This is a genomic window from Streptomyces sp. NPDC002574, assembly GCF_042889545.1.
In the GTDB taxonomy this organism is placed as follows: domain Bacteria; phylum Actinomycetota; class Actinomycetes; order Streptomycetales; family Streptomycetaceae; genus Actinacidiphila.
In genome coordinates, this window is sequence record NZ_JBIARB010000007.1 from 290,472 (window position 1) to 312,657 (window position 22,186).

21 protein-coding genes are annotated in these 22,186 nt (G+C 73.2%); 4 read left to right on the forward strand and 17 right to left on the reverse strand.

What is annotated here, in order from left to right:
* Window positions 1–132: 132 nt before the first annotated feature.
* Both ACFYXS_RS18805 and purD read right to left on the reverse strand, forming a co-directional pair.
* Entirely contained in the window at window positions 133–1,800 is a 1,668-nt protein-coding gene (locus ACFYXS_RS18805) for a hypothetical protein (protein ID WP_389249880.1), read from the reverse strand.
* 201 nt (window positions 1,801–2,001) lie between these two features.
* Complete coding sequence (gene purD / locus ACFYXS_RS18810) at window positions 2,002–3,252, reverse strand: phosphoribosylamine--glycine ligase (protein ID WP_389249372.1); 1,251 nt, start codon at window positions 3,250–3,252, stop codon at window positions 2,002–2,004.
* A 231-nt stretch (window positions 3,253–3,483) separates the two neighbouring features.
* On the opposite strand from purD, the gene ACFYXS_RS18815 reads away from it, so the two are divergent.
* Window positions 3,484–4,236 carry an SLATT domain-containing protein gene (locus ACFYXS_RS18815; protein WP_389249374.1) on the forward strand — a complete coding sequence of 251 codons (753 nt, stop codon included), beginning with the start codon at window positions 3,484–3,486 and terminating at the stop codon, window positions 4,234–4,236.
* Between the two features lie 18 nt (window positions 4,237–4,254).
* Here ACFYXS_RS18815 and ACFYXS_RS18820 read toward each other — a convergent pair whose 3' ends face one another.
* The 4 genes from ACFYXS_RS18820 to ACFYXS_RS18835 all read right to left on the reverse strand — a co-directional run bounded on the left by ACFYXS_RS18820 (window position 4,255) and on the right by ACFYXS_RS18835 (window position 8,495).
* Entirely contained in the window at window positions 4,255–4,908 is a 654-nt protein-coding gene (locus ACFYXS_RS18820) for a hypothetical protein (protein ID WP_389249376.1), read from the reverse strand.
* Window positions 4,909–4,953: 45 nt separating this feature from the next.
* Window positions 4,954–5,640, reverse strand: a complete 687-nt coding sequence (locus ACFYXS_RS18825) for a GntR family transcriptional regulator (protein ID WP_389249378.1) — start codon at window positions 5,638–5,640, stop codon at window positions 4,954–4,956.
* A gap of 110 nt (window positions 5,641–5,750) precedes the next feature.
* Window positions 5,751–7,109 carry an aspartate aminotransferase family protein gene (locus tag ACFYXS_RS18830; protein WP_389249380.1) on the reverse strand — a complete coding sequence of 453 codons (1,359 nt, stop codon included), beginning with the start codon at window positions 7,107–7,109 and terminating at the stop codon, window positions 5,751–5,753.
* Between the two features lie 102 nt (window positions 7,110–7,211).
* Window positions 7,212–8,495 (reverse strand): adenylosuccinate synthase, encoded by a 1,284-nt coding sequence (locus tag ACFYXS_RS18835; RefSeq protein WP_384285382.1) that lies wholly within the window; start codon window positions 8,493–8,495, stop codon window positions 7,212–7,214.
* Window positions 8,496–8,646: 151 nt separating this feature from the next.
* Between ACFYXS_RS18835 and ACFYXS_RS18840 the strand changes: the two genes are divergently transcribed.
* Window positions 8,647–9,462 (forward strand): diacylglycerol kinase, encoded by an 816-nt coding sequence (locus ACFYXS_RS18840; protein WP_389249382.1) that lies wholly within the window; start codon window positions 8,647–8,649, stop codon window positions 9,460–9,462.
* Here ACFYXS_RS18840 and ACFYXS_RS18845 read toward each other — a convergent pair.
* Window positions 9,459–9,950, reverse strand: coding sequence for a GbsR/MarR family transcriptional regulator (locus ACFYXS_RS18845; protein ID WP_389249882.1), 492 nt, complete (start codon window positions 9,948–9,950; stop codon window positions 9,459–9,461). The two genes, ACFYXS_RS18840 and ACFYXS_RS18845, sit on opposite strands and share 4 nt — an antisense overlap.
* Before the next feature lie 70 nt (window positions 9,951–10,020).
* Here ACFYXS_RS18845 and ACFYXS_RS18850 point away from each other — a divergent pair, with 70 nt between their 5' ends.
* Complete coding sequence (locus ACFYXS_RS18850; RefSeq protein ID WP_389249384.1) at window positions 10,021–10,935, forward strand: ATP-binding cassette domain-containing protein; 915 nt, start codon at window positions 10,021–10,023, stop codon at window positions 10,933–10,935.
* A 65-nt stretch (window positions 10,936–11,000) separates the two neighbouring features.
* On the forward strand, window positions 11,001–12,524 hold the full coding sequence (locus ACFYXS_RS18855) for an ABC transporter permease (protein WP_389249884.1): 1,524 nt from the start codon (window positions 11,001–11,003) through the stop codon (window positions 12,522–12,524).
* A gap of 72 nt (window positions 12,525–12,596) precedes the next feature.
* Here ACFYXS_RS18855 and ACFYXS_RS18860 read toward each other — a convergent pair whose 3' ends face one another.
* From ACFYXS_RS18860 to ACFYXS_RS18905, 10 genes are all read right to left on the reverse strand, one after another.
* Complete coding sequence (locus tag ACFYXS_RS18860) at window positions 12,597–13,814, reverse strand: cytochrome P450 (protein ID WP_389249386.1); 1,218 nt, start codon at window positions 13,812–13,814, stop codon at window positions 12,597–12,599.
* A gap of 24 nt (window positions 13,815–13,838) precedes the next feature.
* Complete coding sequence (locus ACFYXS_RS18865; RefSeq protein ID WP_389249388.1) at window positions 13,839–14,507, reverse strand: response regulator; 669 nt, start codon at window positions 14,505–14,507, stop codon at window positions 13,839–13,841.
* Window positions 14,504–15,799 (reverse strand): histidine kinase, encoded by a 1,296-nt coding sequence (locus ACFYXS_RS18870; protein ID WP_389249390.1) that lies wholly within the window; start codon window positions 15,797–15,799, stop codon window positions 14,504–14,506. Before ACFYXS_RS18870 ends, ACFYXS_RS18865 begins: the two co-directional genes overlap by 4 nt.
* A gap of 84 nt (window positions 15,800–15,883) precedes the next feature.
* On the reverse strand, window positions 15,884–16,837 hold the full coding sequence (locus tag ACFYXS_RS18875) for an alpha/beta hydrolase family protein (protein ID WP_389249392.1): 954 nt from the start codon (window positions 16,835–16,837) through the stop codon (window positions 15,884–15,886).
* Window positions 16,838–16,839: 2 nt separating this feature from the next.
* Window positions 16,840–18,063: a kynureninase gene (kynU, locus tag ACFYXS_RS18880; protein WP_389249394.1), complete on the reverse strand. Its 1,224-nt coding sequence runs from the start codon at window positions 18,061–18,063 to the stop codon at window positions 16,840–16,842.
* Window positions 18,056–18,889 carry a tryptophan 2,3-dioxygenase family protein gene (locus ACFYXS_RS18885; RefSeq protein ID WP_389249396.1) on the reverse strand — a complete coding sequence of 278 codons (834 nt, stop codon included), beginning with the start codon at window positions 18,887–18,889 and terminating at the stop codon, window positions 18,056–18,058. Before ACFYXS_RS18885 ends, kynU begins: the two co-directional genes overlap by 8 nt.
* Window positions 18,890–19,084: 195 nt before the next feature.
* The gene (locus ACFYXS_RS18890) at window positions 19,085–19,498 is read right to left on the reverse strand and encodes a DUF3151 domain-containing protein (RefSeq protein WP_389249398.1); all 414 of its coding nucleotides are present in this window, start codon (window positions 19,496–19,498) and stop codon (window positions 19,085–19,087) included.
* Window positions 19,499–19,583: 85 nt separating this feature from the next.
* Window positions 19,584–20,606: a class II fructose-bisphosphate aldolase gene (gene fbaA, locus ACFYXS_RS18895; RefSeq protein ID WP_389249400.1), complete on the reverse strand. Its 1,023-nt coding sequence runs from the start codon at window positions 20,604–20,606 to the stop codon at window positions 19,584–19,586.
* A 190-nt stretch (window positions 20,607–20,796) separates the two neighbouring features.
* Window positions 20,797–21,336: an orotate phosphoribosyltransferase gene (pyrE, locus tag ACFYXS_RS18900; protein WP_389249402.1), complete on the reverse strand. Its 540-nt coding sequence runs from the start codon at window positions 21,334–21,336 to the stop codon at window positions 20,797–20,799.
* 10 nt (window positions 21,337–21,346) lie between these two features.
* Window positions 21,347–22,177, reverse strand: coding sequence for an aldose 1-epimerase (locus tag ACFYXS_RS18905; protein WP_389249404.1), 831 nt, complete (start codon window positions 22,175–22,177; stop codon window positions 21,347–21,349).
* Window positions 22,178–22,186 lie beyond the last annotated feature (9 nt).

The window sequence follows — 22,186 nt, forward strand, 5'->3', positions numbered from 1 at the left end:
CCTCGCCGTCCCCCGAGGTGGTGTACGCGTGCCCAGGTCCAGGACATCACACAATGCGCTGTCCCGGTCACTGTTCGTGGCGTTTTATTCAAAGGGATTCATGCCGACGGGACACACCCGGTCAACTTCCGGTCAGACAAGCCGTATCGGCTTCTCGGGACGCACGCCCACGGCCGTGAGCCAGGAGCGCAGCGGGGCCGCGTCCCCGTTCTCCACGAGCCGGAGCACCGGCCAGGACAGGTCGCCCCTGCGGACCCCGCCGACCAGCAGGGCCGGGCCGTCCAGCCAGTCCAGGCCGGGGGCCGCGCCCGCGGTGTCCACCGCGGCGCAGCAGACCATCGCCGTGACGTGATCGGTGAGCAGCTCCCGGCCGGTGCGGGGCGGCAGCAGGTGGTAGACGGGGGCGAACGCGCCGTCCACGGCCGCCTGGGCGGCGGCCTCCTCGCGGGTGGTCTCCTCGCGCGCGGCTTCCTCACGGGCCACGTGCCGGGTGATCCGGGCGGCCAGTTCCTCGCTGCCGCCCGCGGAGAGCCGGTCCAGCACCCGGGCCAGGGTCGCCCGGCCGGGCTGGTCGGGAGTGCCGTGCAGGCCCGCGGCGGCGCCGGTGGGAACGGACACCCGCCGGGACCCGAGCGCCTCCGCCGGCTCGTGGACCTCGTCGAGGACGGTGATCAGACGGGCCGCGTCACTGCGCCAGATGCGGTCCACGACCTCCTCGGGATAGGTGTCCCAGGCGACCGGCGACCAGTCCGGACCCTGCCGCGGCGGGCCTCCGTGGAACAGCCGGGCCGCCAGCAGCGAGGCGGCCTCGTCGACGGTGCCCGGTTCCTCCAGCAGGTCGCAGGCCGGACGCTCGCCCAGCCGCGACTCGAACCCCTCGGCCAGCCGGTCCCGCCGCGACAGCTCGGTCAGCGCCGCCACCACGCCCGCGTCCAGCCGGGACGGCCAGCGCCCCATGCGCCAGGCCGGCAGTGCCACCCGGGTCAGCAGCCGGTCCCAGCCCGCGTAGGCGAGGCCCACCTGTTCCTGGGCCACGATCCGCAGCCCGTAGTCGACCGCCTGGGCCCGCTCCGAGGCGGCGCCGGCCACCGCCCGCTCCATCTCCGCGGCATGCACCCGGCAGCCGCGCAGCAGCATTTTGGCGACCCAGCCGAGGAACCCGTACGCGGGCCTGCGTATCCATACGGTGAACGAGGGCTCGTACGCGGCCGTGGCCACCCCGACCGCCGCGTCCAGCCCGCGCACGAAGCGGCGGGCCGCGGCGATGTCCGGATCGGCCGCCGGGCCCGTGCCCGCCACGACCGGCGCGAGCAGCGCCCGCAGCTCGGCGACCCGCATCCACCACATGAAGGGCGAGCCGATCACCAGGGCGGGGGCCTGCGGCGGGGCCTTGCGGCGGGTGCCGTGCGTGCGGTCCTCCAGCCAGCTGTCGCAGTCCGGGGTCAGCTCTATCGCGGAGGGCACCGGCACCTGCAGGCGCACCGCGAGGTCCCGCACCATGCGGTACAGGTCGGGGGCGGCCTTCTCGGTGACCGCGACTGTCGGACTCACCGCCGGTCTCGCCCGGACGACCACGGCCGCGACGCCGCCCGCGAGCAGCAGCACCAGCAGCGCGCCCGCGACGACCAGCCAGCGCAGGATGTCGGAGGTCTCGCCGACGATCCGGCCCGTCGCACCGCCGACCAGCAGCACGACCGCCAGCGCGGCGGGCAGCAGTGCCACCGCCAGCGCTGTACTGCGAATACGCAGGACGGCCAGCGCGCGTGCCCGCGCGACTCCTTCACCTGCTTCCCCGGCCAACGGTGTGCTCACCCCCAAGCTGCTGACGCGACTGCATGCCCCCACTGTCGCACCGCACACCGACACCGCAATGCCGGTAGGGCCGATTGTGCGGTGGTGGTGTGTTCTCGCAGTGCGCTTGCGCGGCACCCTAGTTGGGCCCCGGGCTCACGTCAGCAGGATGGCCAAGCCATCACCCCTTGGAGTGGCCTTGCCCAGGGTTCAGCCCCTGGCGGCCTTTTCCGCGATATCCGAACGATGGTGCGAGCCCTTCAGCCCGATCCGGGCCACCGCCCGGTACGCGCGGTCACGGGCCTTGGTGAGATCCGGCCCGGTCGCCGTGACCGACAGGACGCGGCCCCCGGCGCTCACCACCCGGCCGTCGGCGTCCGCCTTGGTGCCGGCGTGCAGCACGTAGGCGTGCTCGTCCTCGGCGGCCACCTCGTCCAGGCCGGTGATCGGGTCGCCGGTGCGCGGTGTGCCGGGGTAGTTCTCGGACGCCACCACGACCGTCACCGCCGCGCCCTCGCTCCAGCGCAGTTCCGGGAAGGCGGCCAGCCGGCCGCTCGCCGCCGCGCGCAGCAGCCCCGCCAGCGGGGTCTTGAGCCGGGCCAGCACGACCTGGGTCTCCGGGTCGCCGAAGCGCGCGTTGAACTCGATGACCCGCACACCGCGCGAGGTGATGGCCAGGCCCGCGTAGAGCAGTCCTGAGAAGGGGGTGCCGCGGCGGCGCAGTTCGTCGACGGTCGGCTGGAGCACCGTGCGCTCCACCTCCTCGACCAGTCGCGGATCGGCCCACGGCAGCGGGCTGTACGCGCCCATGCCGCCGGTGTTGGGGCCCTCGTCCGCGTCATGCGCGCGCTTGAAGTCCTGGGCGGGCTGGAGCGGGACGACGGTCTCGCCGTCGGTGACGGCGAAGAGCGAGACCTCCGGGCCGTCGAGGTACTCCTCGATCACGACCCGCTCGCAGGCATTGGCGTGCGCCCGTGCCGCCGCCAGGTCGTCGGTCACCACGACGCCCTTGCCCGCGGCCAGGCCGTCGTCCTTGACGACGTACGGGGCGCCGAAGGCGTCCAGCGCCTCGTCCACCTCGGCGGGGGTGGTGCACACGTACGCGCGCGCGGTGGGCACCGCGGCCGCGGCCATCACGTCCTTGGCGAACGCCTTGGAGCCCTCCAGGGCGGCCGCCTCCCGCGAGGGGCCGAAGGTGTCGATGCCCCGGGCGCGCACGGCGTCCGCGACCCCGGCCACGAGCGGGGCCTCGGGGCCGACGATCACGAGGTCGGCCTCCAGCCGGACCGCGAGCTCGGCGACCGCCTCCCCGTCCAGGGGGTCCACCGCGTGCAACCGCGCCACCTCGGCGATGCCGGCGTTCCCGGGGGCGCAGTGCAGCGCCACCACGTCGGGGTCGAGGGACAGAGCGCGGCACAGGGCATGTTCGCGGGCACCGCCGCCGATGACAAGGACGTTCACGGCGCAAGGGTATCGGCTGGGCACCGGCTCCCCCGTGCCCCTCCCGCCGCCGGTCGCACGCCGGGCCCGTCGCCCGGCAGCGGCGGCGTCACTCGTTCGGGTGCTGCCTGTGCGGTCCCATACCTGATCAAGCCCCTCGTAAGGGCGGAATTACCCTCATCCACTTCGCAAGCTCAGCCGTTCGGCGGTAAGAAGGGGGCTCCGTCATCGACGTCGCGAGGGAGCGTGCAGGTGAGCCAGCCGGACATGTATCCCGAGGAGGTACCTCGGGAGGAACCGAAACGGCGGGCGCTCCACCGGCAGCGGGAGGACCTTCGGGCGCCCTCGTTCCCGCTGGGCGACTGGGGCGAGCCGGCGGAACGGCTGGAGGAGCTCTACCGCTGGGCCGAGGCCGAGGCGGTGCGCACCGTCGAGTGGTACCTCGCCGACCGCGTGCGCAAGCGGCTGTGGGCCAGGGGGCTGCGGATCGCGGCCGCGCTGGCCGCGACCTCCGGCGCCGTGCTCGCCGTGACCGGCGCGGGGGTCCGCGACCGCTGGGCGTACGCCGCGCTGCTGCTGGCCGTCGTCTGCGTCGGCCTGGACCGCCACCTCGGGCTGACCGCCGGGTGGATGCGCGACGTGGCCACCGCGCAGGCCGTGCAGCGGCGCCTGGAGGCGCTGCGCTACGACTGGGCGTCGGAGTCCGTGCGCGAGGTGCTCGGCCCCACCGAGGGCACCGCGGCCGAGGCGGCCGAGCGCTGCCTGTCGGTGCTGCGCCGGTTCTCCGAGGACGTCTCGGAGCTCGTACGGTCCGAGACCGCGGACTGGATGCTGGACTTCCGGGCCGGTGGCGCCCCGCTGCGTACGCAGTCCCTGACCTGGGGTTCGGGCGCGCGGAGCCCGGAGGGCGGTGCGCCCGGCACCGGCGGGCGGTTCCCGCTGCTGCCGGGCGGCCGGCCGAACATGCCGCGCCAGCGGCCCCCGGAGGGGCCCCGCGCGGGCTGAACAACGCCCCGGGGGACGCTAGCTGAAGACGATCATCGAGCCCTGGCCGAGCGAGCGGGTGGCCGCCGCGTGCAGCCCCAGCCACACGTGCCGTTCCCGCGCGAAGGGACCGCCGCCGTCGGGGGCGGGCGCGGCGGCCGGCTCCTCCAGATCGGTGGGCCCGGCCGGCGGCACCGGCGGGGGCGGCGGGTTGAGCGGGTCGATGCCGATGACGGGCGCGACGAAGTCCAGCTCGCGCAGCAGCCCGTGGGCCGAGCCCAGTGGGCCGCCGCCCTCCAGCAGTTCGTCGTTGACCAGGGGGAAGGGGAAGTCCAGCGGCACGTACGCGCCGGCGTGGTCGTAGTGCCACACCAGGTGCGACTGCTGGGCGGTGGTCTCGAACATCTCCAGCAACTGCTCGTAGTCCCCGCCGAGTTCGTCGACCGGGGTGACGGCCAGGCCCTGGATGTGCAGCAGGTACGCGCGGCGCAGGAAGTGCAGTGCGTCGTAGTCGAACCCGGCGACCGGCGCGACGTCGCCGGACAGTCCCGGCATGTAGCTGTAGACGGGCACCGGAGGCAGACCGGCGTCGCTCAGAACCTTGTCGTAGCGGGCGATTTCCTCGGCGAACGGGTTGTCCGGGCTGTGGCAGAGCACGTCCACCAGGGGAACCAGCCACAAGTCGCAGGCCACAGGCGCTCCAAGTCCTTCCGTGCGTGGTCGGGCCAGCGTAGTGGGCTAGGGCCCGGGGGGCCGACGCATCAGCCCGAGAGAGTGGTCGTTGAATTCCTCCATGATCCGCTGGGCGGTCTCCGGGTCGCGCTCCTCCACGGCACCCACGAGCTCCACGTGGTCCGCCCAGCACACCCCCGCCAGAGAGGTGCGGGCGCGCAGGAAGGGCACCTCGTACGCCCAGGTCTGCATGCGGATCCGGTCCAGGAACTCGGCGACGTGGGCGTTGCCCGCCAGCGCGGTGAGCTCCCGCCAGAAGCGGATGTCGTGGCCGATGAGCACGTCCAGCTCACCGGCGCGGGCGGCCGGCGCGGCGGCCTCGGCACGGCGCCGGACGGAGGCGAGCGCGGCGGGTTCGACCTCGCGCATGCCGCGTGCGGCGATCCGGCGGAAGATGCCCTCCACGACCAGGGTGCGGGCCCCCACCATGGAGCGGAACTCGGAGTCGGTGAAGCGGCGGACCTGGAAGCCGCGATGGTGCTCGACCTCCAGCAGCCCCTGCGCGGCGAGGTCGACCAGCGCCTCGCGCACGGGGGTCGCGGAGACCTCGTACAGCTCGGCGATCTCCTTCACGGTGAAGTGGCGTCCGGCGACCATGCGGCCGGTGAGCACCTCGTCGCGCAGTGCGTCGGCGATCTGCTGGCGCAGACTGCTCCGTCTGACGGGGCCGCCTGCATCTGCACCATCCCGCATGCCCGGTGCCTCCCTCGGATGTGCGTGCGCCTGGATGCGCCTCACCCTATGCGAGGGCCGGCCGCGGGTGGCCCGCGCCTGTGGCACGGGTCACGCGCGGCCGGTCGGGTTCAGCGCGTGTGCTCGTCGGCGACGGACAGGGCCGCGTCGAGAAGCGCGAGGCCCTCCTTGGCCTCGGCCTCGGTGATGTTGCAGGCGGGCACGACGTGGGTGCGGTTCATGTTCACGAACGGCCACAGCCCGCTCTTCTTGCAGGCCGCCGCGAAGGCCGCCATGGGGGCGTTGGCCTCGCCCGAGGCGTTGTAGGGGACCAGCGGCTCGCGGGTCTCCCGGTCGCGCACCAGCTCCAGCGCCCAGAAGGCGCCCAGGCCCCGCACCTCGCCCACCGACGGATGGCGCCCGGCCAGCTCGCGCAGCCCGGGGCCGAGGGTGTGCTCGCCGAGCGCGGCGGCCCGGGCGACCACGCCCTCGTCCTCCATCACCCCGATCGTGGCGACGGCCGCGGCGCAGGCCAGCGGGTGCCCGGAGTAGGTGAGCCCGCCGGGGTAGGGGCGGGTGGCGAAGGTCGCGGCGATCTCCTCGCTGATGGCGACACCCCCGAGCGGCACGTAACCGGAGTTCACGCCCTTGGCGAAGGTCAGCAGGTCGGGGACGACGTCGAAGTGCTCGGCGGCGAACCAGCCGCCGGTGCGGCCGAAGCCCGCCATGACCTCGTCCAGGACCAGGACGATGCCGTACCGGTCGCAGAGCGCGCGGACACCCGCCAGGTAGCCGGGCGGCGGCACCATGATGCCCGCGGTGCCCGGCACGGTCTCCAGCACGATCGCCGCGACGGACTGCGGTCCCTCGAAGACGATCGTGTCCTCCAGGTGCTGCAGCGCGCGGTCGCGCTCCTGCTCCTCGGTCTCCGAGTGGAACGGCGAGCGGTAGAGGAACGGCGCCCAGAAGTGGACGACGCCGGCCGAGCCGTTGTCGGACGGCCAGCGGCGCGGGTCACCGGTCAGGTTGATCGCGGCGGAGGTGGCGCCGTGGTACGAGCGGTAGGCGGAGAGCGCCTTGGGACGGCCGGTGTGCAGCCGGGCCATCCGTACGGCGTTCTCGACGGCCTCGGCGCCGCCGTTGGTGAAGAAGATCTTGTTCAGGTCCCCGGGGGTGCGCTCGGCGATCAGCCGGGCGGCCTCCGAGCGCGCCTCCACGGCGAACGCGGGCGCGAACGTGACGAGCTTCGCGGCCTGCTCCTGGATCGCGGCGACGACCGCCGGATGCTGGTACCCGATGTTGGTGAACACCAGGCCACTGGTGAAGTCCAGGTAGCGGTTGCCGTCGTAGTCCCAGAAATACGCGCCCTCCGCCCCGGCGACCGCCAGCGGGTCGATCAGGTCCTGCGCCGACCAGGAGTGGAAGACGTGCGCACGGTCGGCGGCCTTCACGGCGGCGCCGGTCTCGGGGTCTGCGTAAGGAGGGGTCATGGCCCCAAGGCTAAGCAGACGCCCGGGCGACCTCCCATTGGCACCCTGTATGACGGTGGGCGGGCGTGCCGACAGCTTGTACGGCACGCCCGCCCGGTCCGGCTACAGGAACGAGTTGATCTCGATCGTCTCGGTCCGGCCGGGGCCGACGCCGATGGCGGAGATCGGGGCGCCCGACATCTCCTCCAGGGCCTTCACGTACGCCTGCGCGTTCTTCGGCAGGTCGGCGAAGGTCTTGGCCTGGGTGATGTCCTCGCTCCAGCCGGGCAGCGTCTCGTAGACCGGCTTCGCGTGGTGGAAGTCGGTCTGGCTGAACGGCAGTTCCTCGACGCGCTTGCCGTCGATCTCGTAGGCGACGCAGACCGGGATGCGCTCCCAGCCGGTCAGCACGTCGAGCTTGGTGAGGAAGAAGTCGGTCAGGCCGTTGACCCGGGTCGCGTACCGGGCGATGACCGCGTCGAACCAGCCGCAGCGGCGGTCACGGCCGGTGGTGACGCCCCGCTCGCCGCCGATGCGCCGCAGCGCGTCGCCGTCCTCGTCGAACAGCTCGGTCGGGAAGGGGCCGGCGCCGACGCGGGTGGTGTACGCCTTCAGGATGCCGATGACCCGGCTGATCTTGGTGGGGCCGATGCCCGAGCCCGTGCAGGCACCGCCCGCGGTCGGGTTGGACGATGTCACGAAGGGGTACGTGCCGTGGTCGACGTCCAGCAGGGTGCCCTGGCCGCCCTCCAGGAGCACGACCTTGCCCTCGTCGAGGGCGGAGTTGAGGAGGAACGTCGTGTCCGCGACGTAGTCCTTGATCTGCTCGGCGTAGCCGAGGTACTCCTCGACGACCTGGTCGATGCTGATCGCCCGGCGGTTGAAGATCTTGACCAGGACCTGGTTCTTGTCGTGGAGCGCGGCCTCGACCTTCTGCCGCAGGATCGACTCGTCGAACAGGTCCTGCACCCGGATGCCCACGCGGTTGATCTTGTCGGCGTACGCCGGACCGATGCCGCGGCCGGTGGTGCCGATCCTGCGCTTGCCGAGGAAGCGTTCCGTCACCTTGTCCAGGGTCTGGTGGTACGGCGTGATCAGGTGAGCGTTGCCGCTGATGACGAGCTTCGACGTGTCGACGCCGCGCTCGTTCAGCCCGCTCAGCTCGGAGAGCAGGACCGCCGGGTCGACGACGACGCCGTTGCCGATCACGGGGGTGCACCCGGGCGAGAGGATTCCGGAGGGCAGAAGGTGCAACGCGTACTTCTGGTCACCGACGACCACCGTGTGGCCGGCGTTGTTGCCGCCCTGGTAGCGCACCACGTAGTCCACGGAACCACCGAGCAGGTCGGTGGCCTTCCCCTTGCCCTCGTCACCCCACTGAGCACCGAGCAGCACAAGTGCGGGCACAGGCGTACACCCCTTCCGGGCGGGGCATGTCCAACGTGGCTCCCCATGGCGGGGAGAGCGGTCGGACCGGTGCCCCGGAATAGACGAAGCCCCTGGCGCAAGGCAGCGCAAGGGGCTCTTGCACCGAGATGTTACCTGAGGAAGGACCAAGGTGTCGGCTCAGCGACCGGTCGGGCAGCCCCTGCTCGTGGTCATCGACCCTGCCGCCCGTGTCATGGACGGCGAATCCGTACGCATCGCGAAGGATGTGCTGTGCGGGGGATCGCCCTCCGTGAAGATCGCGCTCCCGGAGTCCGAGGAAGAGGCCGTACGGGCGCTGGAGCACCGCGGGCGGCGGCGCCCGGTCGTGGTGGGCGACGACGCGGCGCTGCTGCGCACCGTACGGGCGCTGTACGGGGCGCGGGCGCTGGGCGAGGCGGTGGTCGGACTGGTGCCGGTCGGGCGGAGCACCGCGCTGGCCCGGGCACTGGGCGTGCCCGGCGGCGCGGTGAACGCGGCGCGTGCCGTGCTCGACGGGGCCGAACGGGAACTGGACCTCCTGCTCGACGACAGCGGCGGCATCGTGCTGGGCGCCCTGCGCATCTCCTCCGCGACCCCGGCGTGGCTGATGCCCGTCGAGCGGCGCGCCCGCTCGCTGGCCCGCACGTTCAGCCTGCACGGGCACCCCACGGGGCTCGCCATGCGAGGCGTCCAGCGGCTGCGCGTCGAGGCCGACGGGGTCGTCCTGGCCGACCTGGACGACTGCGTCGAGGAGGTGTCGGTCTCCATGGCCGCCCCCGGCCTCGCCGAGGTCCTCGTCCGCCGCGACGGCGCCGCCCCGGCCGGCCCGGTGCACGCCCGCACGGTCACCGTCTCCGGACGGGACTTCCGCTACACGGCGGACGCGACGAGCGCGGGCCCGGTCCGCCGCCGCACCTGGACGGTGATGCCGGCCGCCTGGCGGCTGACGGTGCCGCGGTCCTTCTAGAGGAGCCCGTTCTCGCGGAGTTCCGACTTGTGCTCGCGCCAGCGGTCCATCAGGTCGACGATCTCCTTCTGGAGGAAGTCGAAGAAGGCGGCGGTCTCCGCGATGCGGCGGCCCGCGGGGCTGTCGGGACCGACCTCCGCGATGCCGTCGCGGAGGGTGCCCTCCCAGCGGGCGAGGATGCGGTCGCGGCGGGTGAAGGTCTCGTACCACTGGTCGCTGTGCACCCGGTAGCGCTCGCGCCGGGAGCCGGGCTCGCGCTCGCGCGTCAGCATGCCGACCTGCGAGAGGTAGCGGACCGCGCCGGAGATCGCGGCGGGGCTGGCCTGCAGGCGTTCGGCCAGGTCGGCGGCGCTGAGCATCCCGGTGTCGGAGGCGAGCAGCGCCGCGAAGACGCGGGCGGCCATGCGCTGCATGCCGGCCTCGACCAGTTCCGCCGCGAACCGCTCGACGAACGTCATCGGCTCGAAGGATCCCTCTGCCACCGCTATCGCCTCCCGCCTGAAGTTTATACAGTTCCTTAACTTCACAAATTTGTGAACGTACTGTACGTTCACAACCATGACGAAGGCAATCAGTGTGGCCGGACTCCACAAGTCCTTCGGCCGCACGCACGCACTGGACGGCCTGGACCTGGCCGTCGAGACGGGTGAGGTGCACGGCTTCCTCGGGCCCAACGGGGCGGGGAAGTCCACGACCATCCGCGTCCTGCTCGGGCTGCTCCGTGCGGACGGCGGGGCCGCCCAGCTGCTCGGCGGGGACCCGTGGCGGGACGCGGTCGCGCTGCACCGGCGACTGGCCTACGTCCCCGGTGACGTCACGCTCTGGCGCAATCTCAGCGGCGGCGAGGTCATCGACCTGCTCGGGCGGCTGCGCGGCGGGCTGGACGAGGCGCGCAGGCGCCTCCTGCTGGAGCGCTTCGAGCTGGACCCGACGAAGAAGGGCCGCGCGTACTCGAAGGGCAACCGGCAGAAGGTCGCGCTCGTCGCCGCGTTCGCCTCCGACGTGGAGCTGCTGATACTCGACGAGCCCACCTCCGGGCTGGACCCGCTGATGGAGGAGGCCTTCCGCGAGTGCGTCCGGGAGGAGCGCGACCGCGGCCGCACGGTGCTGCTGTCCAGTCACATCCTCAGCGAGGTCGAGGCGCTGTGCGACCGGGTGAGCATCATCCGCAAGGGACGCACCGTCGAGACCGGGAGCCTGGCCGAGTTGCGGCACCTCACCCGCACCTCGGTCACCGCCGAGCTCGCCGGACCGGCCGACGCCCTGGCCGCCCTGCCCGGTGTGCACGACCTGGACATCCAGGGCAGCCGCGTGAAGCTCCAGGTCGACGCCGGTGAACTGAACGCGGTGCTCCGGCAGTTGAGCGAGGCCGGGGTCCGCAGCCTGACCAGCACGCCACCCACGCTGGAAGAGCTGTTCCTGCGGCACTACGAGACGGACGACGACGCGGTCGTGACGGAGGCGGCGCGGTGAACCGGCCGGACGCGCTCGCCGGCACGGCGGTGCTCACCCGCCTCGCGCTCCGCCGCGACCGGATCATGATCCCGGCGTGGACGGTGCCGATCGCCCTGCTCGTCGTCTCCACCGCCTCCGCCTTCGGCTCGCTGTACGACACCGCCGCCAAGCGTGCCGAAGTGGCCGCGAGCACCGCGGGCAACGCCTCGCTCCGCGCGCTGTACGGACCCGTCTTCGACACCGGCATCGGCGGGCTGACGGCCTGGCGCACGATGGCCTTCGGCACCGCCGCGGCCGGGCTGATGGCCGTGCTCCTGGTCGTCCGGCACACCCGCGAGGAAGAGGAGGCGGGCCGGCTGGAGCTCGTCGGCGCGGGTGCCGTCGGCCGCCGGGCGCCGCTGGCCGCGGCCCTGGTCACCGGTTTCGGGGCCTCCGTCGCGCTCGGCGTCCTCGTCACCCTCGGGCTGCTCGGGCACGGCGCGCTCGGGGCCCTGGCCTTCGGATGTGCCTTCGCGGGCGTGGGCTGCGCCTTCGCCGCCGTCGGCGCGGTCGCCGCGCAGCTCACCGAGAGTGCCCGCGCCGCCCGGGGCATCGGCGGCGCCGTGCTCGGCCTCGCCTTCCTGCTGCGCGCCGCCGGCGACGGCGGCTCCGGCACGCTGACCTGGTTCTCGCCGCTCGGCTGGGCCGAGAACATACGACCCTACGGCGGCGAACGCTGGTGGGTGCCGGGGCTGTTCGTCGCGTGGGTCGCCGGGCTCGTCGCCCTCGCGTACGCCCTGGTCGCCCGGCGGGACATCGACGCCTCCCTGATCCCCTCCCGTCCCGGACCCGCAGCGGCCGGTCCCCGGCTGCGCGGTGCGCAGGGCCTGGCCTGGCGGCTGCAGCGCGGCTCCCTGTGGGGCTGGGCGTTCGGCTTCGCCGTGGGCGGCGCCACGCTGGGCGCCCTGGCCGACGGGGCCACCGACCTCGTGCGCGGCAACGACCGACTCGCGGACGTCATCCGCGACATGGGCGGCGCGTCGGGCCTCGTCGACTCCTATCTCGCCTCGATGAGCGGCGTGATGGGCATGATCGCGGCGCTCTACGCCGTCCAGGCCGTCCTGCGGCTCCAGGGCGAGGAGAACTCCGGCCGTGCCGAACCCGTCCTCGCCACCGGTGTCGGCCGGGTCCGCTGGGCCATGAGCCACACGCTGCTCGCCGCGGGCGGGTCCGTGCTGCTCCTGCTGGTGTCCGGGCTCGCCATGGGCCTCGGTTACGGGGCGACGACCGGCGGTGCGGGGCACCAGATGGCGCGGCTGACGGGCGCGGCCCTGGTGCAACTGCCCGCGGTCTGGTGCGTGGCGGCGGTCGCGCTCCTGCTGTACGGCGCCGTCCCCAAGGCCGCGGTGGCGAGCTGGGGCGTGGCCTCGCTGACCCTGGGGATCGGGCTGTACGGGCCGGCGTTGAAGCTCTCGCCCTGGGTGATGGACCTGTCGGTCTTCACGCACCTGCCGAAGGCACCGTCCGCGGAGGTCACCCCGGGCCCGCTGGTGCTCCTCACCGTGCTCGCGCTCGCCCTGGGCGCCGGCGGACTCGCGGCCCTGCGCCGCCGGGACCTCGTCGCGTGACGGCCCGGCGGCGAAGCGCCCCCGCCGTCCCCGCCACCCGGGAGGACCGGGCGGCGGGGGGCGCACCGGCGTTCAGCAGCTGACGCGCAGTTCCCGCAGGCCCCGGATGACGTACCCCTCGTTCCAGCTCGGCTCCGCCACCAGTTCCAGGCGCGGCGCGGTCCGCAGCAGGGCCGAGAAGGACGCGGCCAGTTCGATCCGGGCCAGCGGCGCGCCGAGGCAGTAGTGGATGCCCGCGCCGAAGGTGATGTGCGGGTTGTCGGGCCGCGTGAGGTCCAGGCGGTCGGGGTCGGCGAACCGCTCGGGGTCGCGGTTGGCCGAGCCGAACAGCAGGGCCACCTCGCTGCCGCGCGGGATGACGGTGCCGCCGACCTCGATGTCGTCCAGCACCCACCGCTCGAACATCTGCAACGGCGTGTCGAAGCGCAGTAGTTCCTCGATCGCCGTCGGCAGCAGCTCCTCCGGCGCCGCGCGCAGCGCCGCCAGCTGCTCCGGGTGCCGGAACAGCGTCCACCAGCCGTTCCCGGTGGTGTTGACGGTCGCCTCGTGCCCGGCGTTCAGCAGCAGCACGCAGGTGGAGATCATCTCCTGCTCGCTGAGCCGGTCGCCCTCGTCGTGCGCCGCGATCAGCGCGCTGATCAGGTCCTCGCCGGGCGCCTTGCGCCGCTCGGCGATCAGCTCGCGCAGGTACTCGGAGAACTCCACGCTCGCCCGGACCGCCCGCCGCGCGGCCTCCTCGGTCGGGTTGAGCTCGAACATCCCGACGATGTCCGCCGACCACGGCCGCAGCAGGTGCCGGTCGCCGGCCGGTATCCCGAGCATCTCGGCGATGACGGCGACCGGCAGCGGCTCGGCGACGGCGGCGATCAGGTCGCCGCCGCCCTCCGCGACCAGCCGCTCCACGAGCTCCCCGGCCAGCCGCTGGACGGTCGGGGTGAGCCGCTCGACCGTACGCGGGGTGAAGGCCTTGGAGACCAGCCGCCGGATGCGGGTGTGGTCCGGGGCCTCCAGGTCCAGCAGGCCGTTGCCGTTGAGCACGGTGAAGGGCTCGTGCTCGGGCGGCGGCGGGGTGCGCCCGAAGTCCTCGTGGCTGAAGCGGTGCAGGTAGGTACGGCCGAGGCGGCGGTCCCGCAGCAGGGCGCTGACGTCCGCGTAGTGCGGGATCAGCCACTGGCCGCTGGGCTCGAACCAGTGCGCGCGGCCCTCCGCCCGAAGCCGGGAGTACGCCGGGTAGGGGTCGGCCACGAACTCGGCCGACCAGGGATCGAAGGCGGTCGCAGGGCTGCTCATGTGCGGAGACTACCCTCCGTCCCGTCAGCCGCCGGGGGTGACCAGGCGTGCCTCGTACGCGAAGACCGCCGCCTGCGTCCGGTCGCGCAGCCCGAGCTTCACCAGCACGCGGCTCACGTGGGTCTTCACCGTCGACTCCGCGACCACCAGGTGCTCGGCGATCTCCGCGTTGGACAGTCCCTGGGCGACCAGCACCAGCACCTCCGTCTCACGCTCCGTGAGGTCCCCGACCCGTTCCTGGGTCGGCGGCCTCGGCGTGCCGAGCCGGTTGAACTCGGTGATCAGCCGCCGGGTGACCGCCGGGGCCAGCAGCGCGTCCCCCGCGGCGACGATCCGCACCCCGTCGGCGAGCTGGCGCGCGGAGGCGTCCTTGAGCAGGAAGCCCGACGCGCCCGCCCGCAGCGCCTGGTAGACGTACTCGTCCAGGTCGAAGGTGGTCAGCACCAGCACCTTGGCGTCGGCGTCCGCGGCGACGATCTCACGGGTCGCCTCCAGGCCGTTCATCTCGGGCATGCGGATGTCCATCAGGACCACGTCCGGCCGCAGCGCAGCGACCTGCTCGACCGCCTGCCGGCCGTCGACCGCCTCGCCGACCACCTCGATGTCCGGCTGCGCGTTGAGCAGCACCGAGAAGCCCTCGCGGACCATCATCTGGTCATCCGCGACCAGCACCCGGATCCTCGTGGCGCTCATGACCGGTCCGCGGTGACGGGGATGAAGACCGCGATCTCGTAACCGCCGTCCTCGGTGGTCCCGTCGGTCATCTCGCCGCCGAGCATCGTGACCCGCTCCCGCATGCCGGTGATGCCGTGGCCGGCCCCGGGTGACGGTTTCGCCAGACCGCGCGGCGGCCCGTTGACGACGCGCAGGCCGAGGCCGCCGAGGACGTAGGAGATCTCCACCCGGGCGGAGGCGCCCGGCGCGTGCCGCAGGGTGTTGCTCAGCGCCTCCTGGATGATCCGGTACGCCGACAGCTCGACGCCCTGCGGCAGTTCGCGCACCGCGCCGGTGACCGTCTTCTCCACCCCGAGCCCCGCCTCGCGCACGTTGGCGATCAGCCGGTCCAGGTCGCCCAGCGTCGGCTGCGGGGCGTCGGGGGCCTCGTAGTCCTCCGCGCGTACGACGCCGAGCACCCGGCGCAGCTCGGTGAGCGCGATGACGGCGTTCTCGCGGATGATCGCGAAGCTCTGGGTCAGCGCCTCGGGCGGGTCCTCGACCCGGTAGGGGGCGGCCTCCGCCTGGATGGCGATCACCGACATGTGGTGGGCGACGACGTCGTGCAGTTCGCGAGCGATGGTCGTGCGCTCCTCCAGCAGCGTGCGGCGGGTGCGCTCGACCTCGGTGACGGCGACCTGCGCGGCCACCTTCCTCTTGGAGTCGCGCAGCCCGCGCACTGCCGCCACGACGAACAGGAGGATGCCGGACAGGAAGATCATGATGAACGGGTCGGCCCCGTACCAGCCCGCCAGGGAGCTGAAGGCCAGTGCCAGCACGGCGGTGAGCAGCCACATCTCGGCGGCCACCCGGGGCCGGGAGCGCGCCGCCACCACCGCCATCACCGTCAGGTGCGAGACGAAACCGGTGTCCGTCCACGGCCCGGTGGACGACCAGCCGTCGGCGAACAGCAGCCCGGTCAGGATCGCCGCACCGAAGGACAGCCACCAGGCGCCGATCGGCCGGAACATCGTCGTCAGCAACGGCACACCGGCGAGCAGGGCGGCGACGACGCCGCCGAGGCCGCTGTAGCTCTCGGCCGCGATCAGCATCAGCAGGAACGCGAAGCCGGTCAGCGTCGCGTGCGGCAGCCAGCGGGCGTACACCCGCAGCCGGCGCGGCACCAGGCCGAGCAGGGGATGCCCGTCACGGAGCGGTGCCATCGGGTGGAAGGCGAAGGCGTCGGCTATCAGGTCCCGCCGCAGTCCGCTCAGGGCGCCGCGGGCCATGCGGAGTTCGGTCCGCAGCGTGGTCTGGCTTGTCTCGGTCACGCTCTCACCGTAGGGATCGCTCCGTTCGCCGTCGTCACCGCAGAAGATGACGTCCGGGCATCCGTCTCAAGTACGACACCGTCGTCACCAGGCCAGTTGCGCGATCTCCTCGGCGACCACGGCCGCCGCGTCGGCGTCGGGATCGATGACCGGGAAGTGGCCCACGTCCGCCAGCAGCGTCAGCTGCGCCTCCTCGCCCGCCTTGGCCGTCGCGGCCACGAACGCCTCGGCGACCTGGGCCGGCACGACGGTGTCGGCGCCGCCCTGCACGACGGTCACCGGGATGCCGGTGGGCAGCAGCACGGCCGGGTCGGTCTCGGGACCGCGCGACGCCAGCCGGTCCGGACCGCCGAGCAGTTCGGCGACGGCGCCGGAGCACACGTCCAGCTCCACCGCGGTGGCGAAGTCCGCCAGCGGTGACAGCGCGACCACTCCGCGCAGCCGGGCGGGCGACGGGCGGTACCAGCGCGACTGCGACGGCAGCATGTGCCGGGCCGCCGCCCACAGCGCGAGATGACCACCGGCGGAGTGCCCGGCGAGCACGATCCGCCGGGCGTCAACGGCCTCGGCGCCCAGGGCCGCCGCGGCCAGTCCCGGCACGGCGTCCACGGCCGCGGCCACGTCGTCGAAGGTGTCCGGCCAGCGCCCCGCGACCGGACCGCCGTTGCCCCGGCGGTACTCCACCGAGGCCACCGCGAAGCCGCGCCGCGCCAGGAACGCCGCGAGCGGCGAGACGTGCCGCCGGTCGTACGCGGCCCGCCAGGCACCGCCGTGGAAGAACACCACGAGCGGACCCGGGCGCCCCTGCGCGGCGTCGCCCGGCCGGTAGAAGTCGACGATCTGGTCGGGGTGTTCGCCGTACGCGGCGGTGGCGTCGGGCGCCACGGGGGCGTGCCCCAGAGCCGACGCCTCCTCGGCGGCGTCCCGCAGCGCGGCCCCCTCCCCCGCCCCGGCGCCGACGGCCGCGGTGGTATCGCTCGGCCCGGAGGCCACCTCCGGTCGGCCGGCGGAGGCAAAGGGCGGGGTGGGGTCGTGCATGCTTACCGGCTTCCTTCGAGGACCTCGGCGAGGACCCGGGCCGCGCGCTCCGCGTCCGCGAACCTCGTGTACAGCGGGGTGAATCCGAAGCGGAGGATATCCGGCTCCCGGAAGTCGCCCACCACGCCCCGGCCGATGAGTTCGCCCATCACCGCGCCCGCGTCGGCGCAGCGGAGGGCGACCTGACTGCCGCGCTCGGCGTGCGCGGCCGGGGTCACCGGGGTGACCAGGCCCGCAGGGACGTAGGCGGCCACGCACTCCAGGAAGAAGTCGGTCAGGGCCAGGCTCTTGGCCCGCACGGCGCCCAGGGACACGCCGTCCCAGACGTCGAGGGCCGTGTCCAGCGCCAGCAGTGACAGGATCTCCGGGGTGCCGACCCGGCCGCGGGCACTGCCGTCGGCGGGCCGGTAGGCGGCCTCCATCGCGAACGGGTCGCGGTGGGAGTTCCAGCCCGGCAGCGGCGAGTCGAAGCGCGGCTGCAGGTCACGGCGGACGTACAGGTACGCGGGCGCGCCCGGGCCGCCGTTGAGGTACTTGTAGGTGCAGCCGACCGCCAGGTCCACACCGTGCGCGTCCAGCCCCACGGGCAGCGCCCCCGCCGTGTGGCACAGGTCCCAGACCACCAGCGCGCCGGCCGCGTGGAGGGCGGCGGTGGTGCCCGGCAGGTCGTTCAGCCGGCCGCTGCGGTAGTCGACGTGGTTGACCAGCGCGACCGCGGTGTGCGGGCCGGCCGCGGCGGCCAGTCCGGCCGCGTCGACCGCGCGGATCGAGCAGCCGGTCATCCGGGCGGCGGACTCGGCGATGTACCCGTCGGTGGGGAACGTGGTGGCGTCGACCAGCACCTCGGTACGGGCCGGATCGGCCTGCTGAGCCATCCGAACGGCACCCACGACGGCCTTGAAGACGTTGACGCTGGTGGAGTCGCCGACCACGACCTGGCCGGGCGCGGCGCCGATCAGCGCGCCGACGCGGTCGCCGATCCGCTCGGGCGCGGTCCACCAGCCGCTCTCGGTCCACGAGCGGATGCGCAGGGAGCCCCACTCGCGCGCGATGACGTCCGCGATCCGGTCCGGCACCCCGGCGGGCAGCGCGCCCAGCGAGTTGCCGTCCAGGTAGATCACGTCGTCCAGCACGAAGCGGTCGCGGACCTTGGCCAGTTCGTCGCCGGTGTCCAGGCGCAGTGCCTTCGCCGCCGGGGACTCGGGGAGGTTCGTGGTGTCAGACATGGCTGCGGGCCGTCCAGAGCTCGGGGAACACGTTCTTCGTGGCGCGCTTCTCCAGCCAGGCGACCCCCGCGGAGCCGCCCGTGCCGGTCTTGGCACCCATCGCGCGGCGAGTGGCGACCAGGTGGTCGTTGCGCCAGCGCCACACCAGTTCGGCGACCTCGGTCAGCGCCTCGCCGAGCCGCACCAGATCGGTGGCCTGGTCACCGGAGTAGATCTCCTGCCAGGCCCGCTCGACGGCCGGGTCGCCCTCGTACCGCTGGGACAGGTCGTCCCGCGCCGGGATCGCGTACCCGCGCCGCGCCAGCAGGCGCAGCACCTCGTCGTACAGGCTCGGCTCATGGAGCGCCTTCTCCAGCTCGGCGTGGACGCGCGGCGAGCCGCGGTGCGGCACCAGCATCGAGGCCGACTTCTCGCCGAGCAGGAACTCCATGCGCCGGTACATCGCGGACTGGAAGCCGGAACCCTCGCCGAGCGCCGCGCGGTACGCGTTGAACTGCGCCGGCGTGAGGTGCGCGATCGGCTCCCACGACGCGTTCAGCGACTGCAGTTCGTACGTGCTGCGCCCCAGCGCAGCCATCGCCGTCGGCAGGTCGTCGGCCGCCAGCGCCCGGGAGGCGGTCTCCCACTCGTGCACGATGACGGTGAACCACAGCTCCATGACCTGGGTGGTCACCAGGAAGACCATCTCGCCGGGGTCGTCGGAGCGGGGCTGCTGGAGGTGGGTGAGGACGTCGGCCTGGACGTAGTCCTCGTAGGGGGTGGTGCCCTCGAAGTCCAGGTGCGGGGCCTCGGGGGCCACCTGGGAAACATCGGGGTGGTGGGACATCGGTGTCTCCGTGAATACGAGCTACCGGGTAGCGGTCTGCCCCCCGCCGTCCGACGGCGGGCCCCGGTCCCCTCGGGTCCGCGCTCACACGGGTGCCGGACCCATCGCGCATCATCCGTGGTCGGGGCCCGGTCCGGCAAGCCCCTCCCACCTGGCTCGATGGTCACGGATCTGCCGTTCCGGGCCCCGCGGGCGTCAGCCCAGGGTGTCCGCGGCGGTCGGCGAGGAGTCGCGCAGGAAGGCCGAGCAGCGCTCGTACTCCTCCTTCTCACCGATCGACCGGGCGGCCCGCGCCAGCGCGTGCAGGGCGCGCAGGAAGCCGCGGTTGGGCTCGTGCTCCCAGGGCACCGGGCCGTGGCCCTTCCAGCCGTTGCGGCGCAGCGCGTCCAGGCCGCGGTGGTACCCGGTCCGCGCGTAGGCGTACGACTCGACGACCCGGCCGCCGGCGTAGGCGTCGTCCGCCAGCTCCGCCCAGGCCAGGGAAGACGTCGGGTACTTCGCGGCGACGTCCGCGGCAGCCGCTCCGGAGGCGAGCAGCTCGCGCGGCTCGGGGTCGTCGGGCAGGTTCGTCGGGGGCGGTCCCCCGAGCAGGTTCTCGTGAATGGCCATGGGCCCCAGTATGGCCGGGGCCCGGCCCCTCCACCTGGAGGGACCGGGCCCGGTGCCGGTGCCGTTCGTACGCGGCGGCGGCTGGTTACTTCAGCCTGGTCCCGGCGGAACGCAGGTCTCCGCAGGCCTCGACGACACGGGCGGCCATGCCGGCCTCGGCCGACTTGCCCCAGGTGCGCGGGTCGTACTGCTTCTTGCTGCCGACCTCGCCGTCGACCTTCAGCACACCGTCGTAGTTGCGGAACATGTGCTCCACGACCGGGCGCGTGAAGGCGTACTGCGTGTCGGTGTCGATGTTCATCTTGACGACGCCGTTCTCCAGCGCCGTGGCGATCTCCTGCTTGGTGGAGCCGGAGCCGCCGTGGAAGACGAACCAGAACGGCTCCTGCTTGCCGTACTTGGCGCCCACGCCCGCCTGGAGGTCCTTCAGCAGCTCGGGACGGAGCACGACGTTGCCCGGCTTGTAGACGCCGTGGACGTTGCCGAAGGAGGCGGCCAGCAGGTAGCGGCCCTTCTCGCCCAGGCCGAGCGCCTCGGCGGTGCGCAGCGCGTCCTCGACGGTGGTGTACAGCTCGTCGTTGATCTCGTGGGTGACACCGTCCTCCTCACCGCCGGTGGGGGTGATCTCCACCTCGAGGATGATCCTCGCCTTGGCGGCCTCGGCCAGCAGCTCCTGCGCGATGGCGAGGTTGTGGTCGAGGGTCTCGGCGGAGCCGTCCCACATGTGCGACTGGAACAGCGGGTTGCGGCCGGCGGCCACGCGCTCCTGGGAGAGCTTCAGCAGCGGGCGCACATAGCCGTCGAGCTTGTCCTTCGGGCAGTGGTCGGTGTGCAGCGCGACGTTGACCGGGTACTTCTCGGCGACGATGTGCGCGAACTCCGCGAGCGCGACCGAGCCGGTGACCATGTCCTTGTTGTACTGGCCACCGAGGAACTCGGCGCCGCCCGTCGAGATCTGGACGATGCCGTCGCTCTCCGCCTCCGCGAAGCCGCGCAGCGCGGCGTGCAGGGTCTGGGTCGAGGTCACGTTGATGGCCGGGTAGGCGAACCTGCCAGCCTTCGCCCGGTCGAGCATCTCGCTGTAGATCTCGGGGGTTGCGATGGGCATGTGTCCGCTCCTTGTGATGTGCGGGTTGTTCGGTGAGTGACCCTGACCTGGGATCGACGTCATCGTCGTCCCCATCTTGGCAGACGACCGCATCAGCTCCACACTATGCGCACCGTGGACATACGTCAGGGGTCGGCCGTTTCACGTGAAACGTCCGACCCCCGATGAAAACCCCAGCTCAGAACGGGAGTCAGGCGAGGTCCAGGTCCTCGAGGCCGAAGGCCTGGAGGTACGGGAGGCCTGCCTCCGCGATGGCCGGCGCGGCGCCGCGCTCGACGATCACGGCGACGGCGACCACCTCGGCGCCGGCCTCGCGGGCGGCCTCCACGGCGGTCAGCGGGGACCCGCCGGTGGTGGAGGTGTCCTCGACGACCAGCACCCGGCGGCCCGCGATGTCCGGGCCCTCGATCCGGCGCTGCATGCCGTGCGCCTTCTGCGCCTTGCGGACGACGAACGCGTCCAGCTTCCGGCCGCGCGCGGCGGCGGCGTGCAGCATCGAGGTGGCGACCGGGTCGGCGCCCAGGGTGAGCCCGCCGACGGCGTCGAAGTCCAGGTCCGCGGTGGTGTCCAGCATGACCTGGCCGACCAGCGGGGCCGCCTCGGCGTCCAGCGTGATCCGGCGCAGGTCGATGTAGTAGTCGGCCTCAAGGCCCGACGACAGGGTCACCTTGCCGTGCACCACGGCCTTGTCCTTGATCTGCCGCAGCAGGGCTTCACGCGCGTCACTCATGGTCACGAGCCTATCCGAGCCGTTCCCAGGCCCAGGTCGCGCGCATCTCCAGCGGCTCGATCGGGGTGACCAGCCGCGGGTCGGTGTTGAGGCCGTTGGGCGGGCCGGACTGCGGTTCGACGCAGACCGCCTCGGGCTGCTCGTCGTACAGGACCACCCACGGCGCGGGGCTGGTGACCCGCAGCAGCAGTTCGCCCGGCCAGGTCAGCGTGACGTCCACGCCGTCCGGCATGCCGAAGCAGTCGTCCCACGGGCGCGGCGTGGGGTCCACCCGGTTGCCGTTGGGCAGGTGGTCCTCGCCGCGCTGCTCCATCCAGGCCGGGGAGAAGGCGATCTCGGCGTCCTGGCCGCCGTGGCCGAGGTTGCGCAGGAACCAGGGGTGCCAGCCGGCCTGGGCGGGGAAGGAGTCGCCGGTGGTCTCCACGCTCATGGTGAGCTCGGCGTGGTCCTCGGCGAGCGCGAAGCGCTGGGTGACCCGGCCCTTGTACGGCCAGGGCTCGGCGAGGTCGTAGTAGAAGCTGACCTCGCTCGCGGTGGCGCCCGGCGCCTGCTGCCAGGCGGTGTGCCGGCCGGTGCCGTGGATGGCGTGGGGTCCGGCGTCGCGCGGCAGCTGGTGCAGCACGCCGCCGTTGCGGAACTGCCCGTCCCGGGTGCGGCCGCACCACGGCACCATCGGGAAGGACCCGAATTTCTCGCCCTGCCGCAGCAGCTCCACGCCGCCGACGGTCAGCGAGGCGACGCGGCAGCCGCGATCCGGGTGGATCGTCAGCCGCGCCTGCCCGGCCTCGAGTTGGACTGCGTGCTCGTCGATACGCCCGTCATGGGTCTGGTCCGTGGCCACGGACCAGAC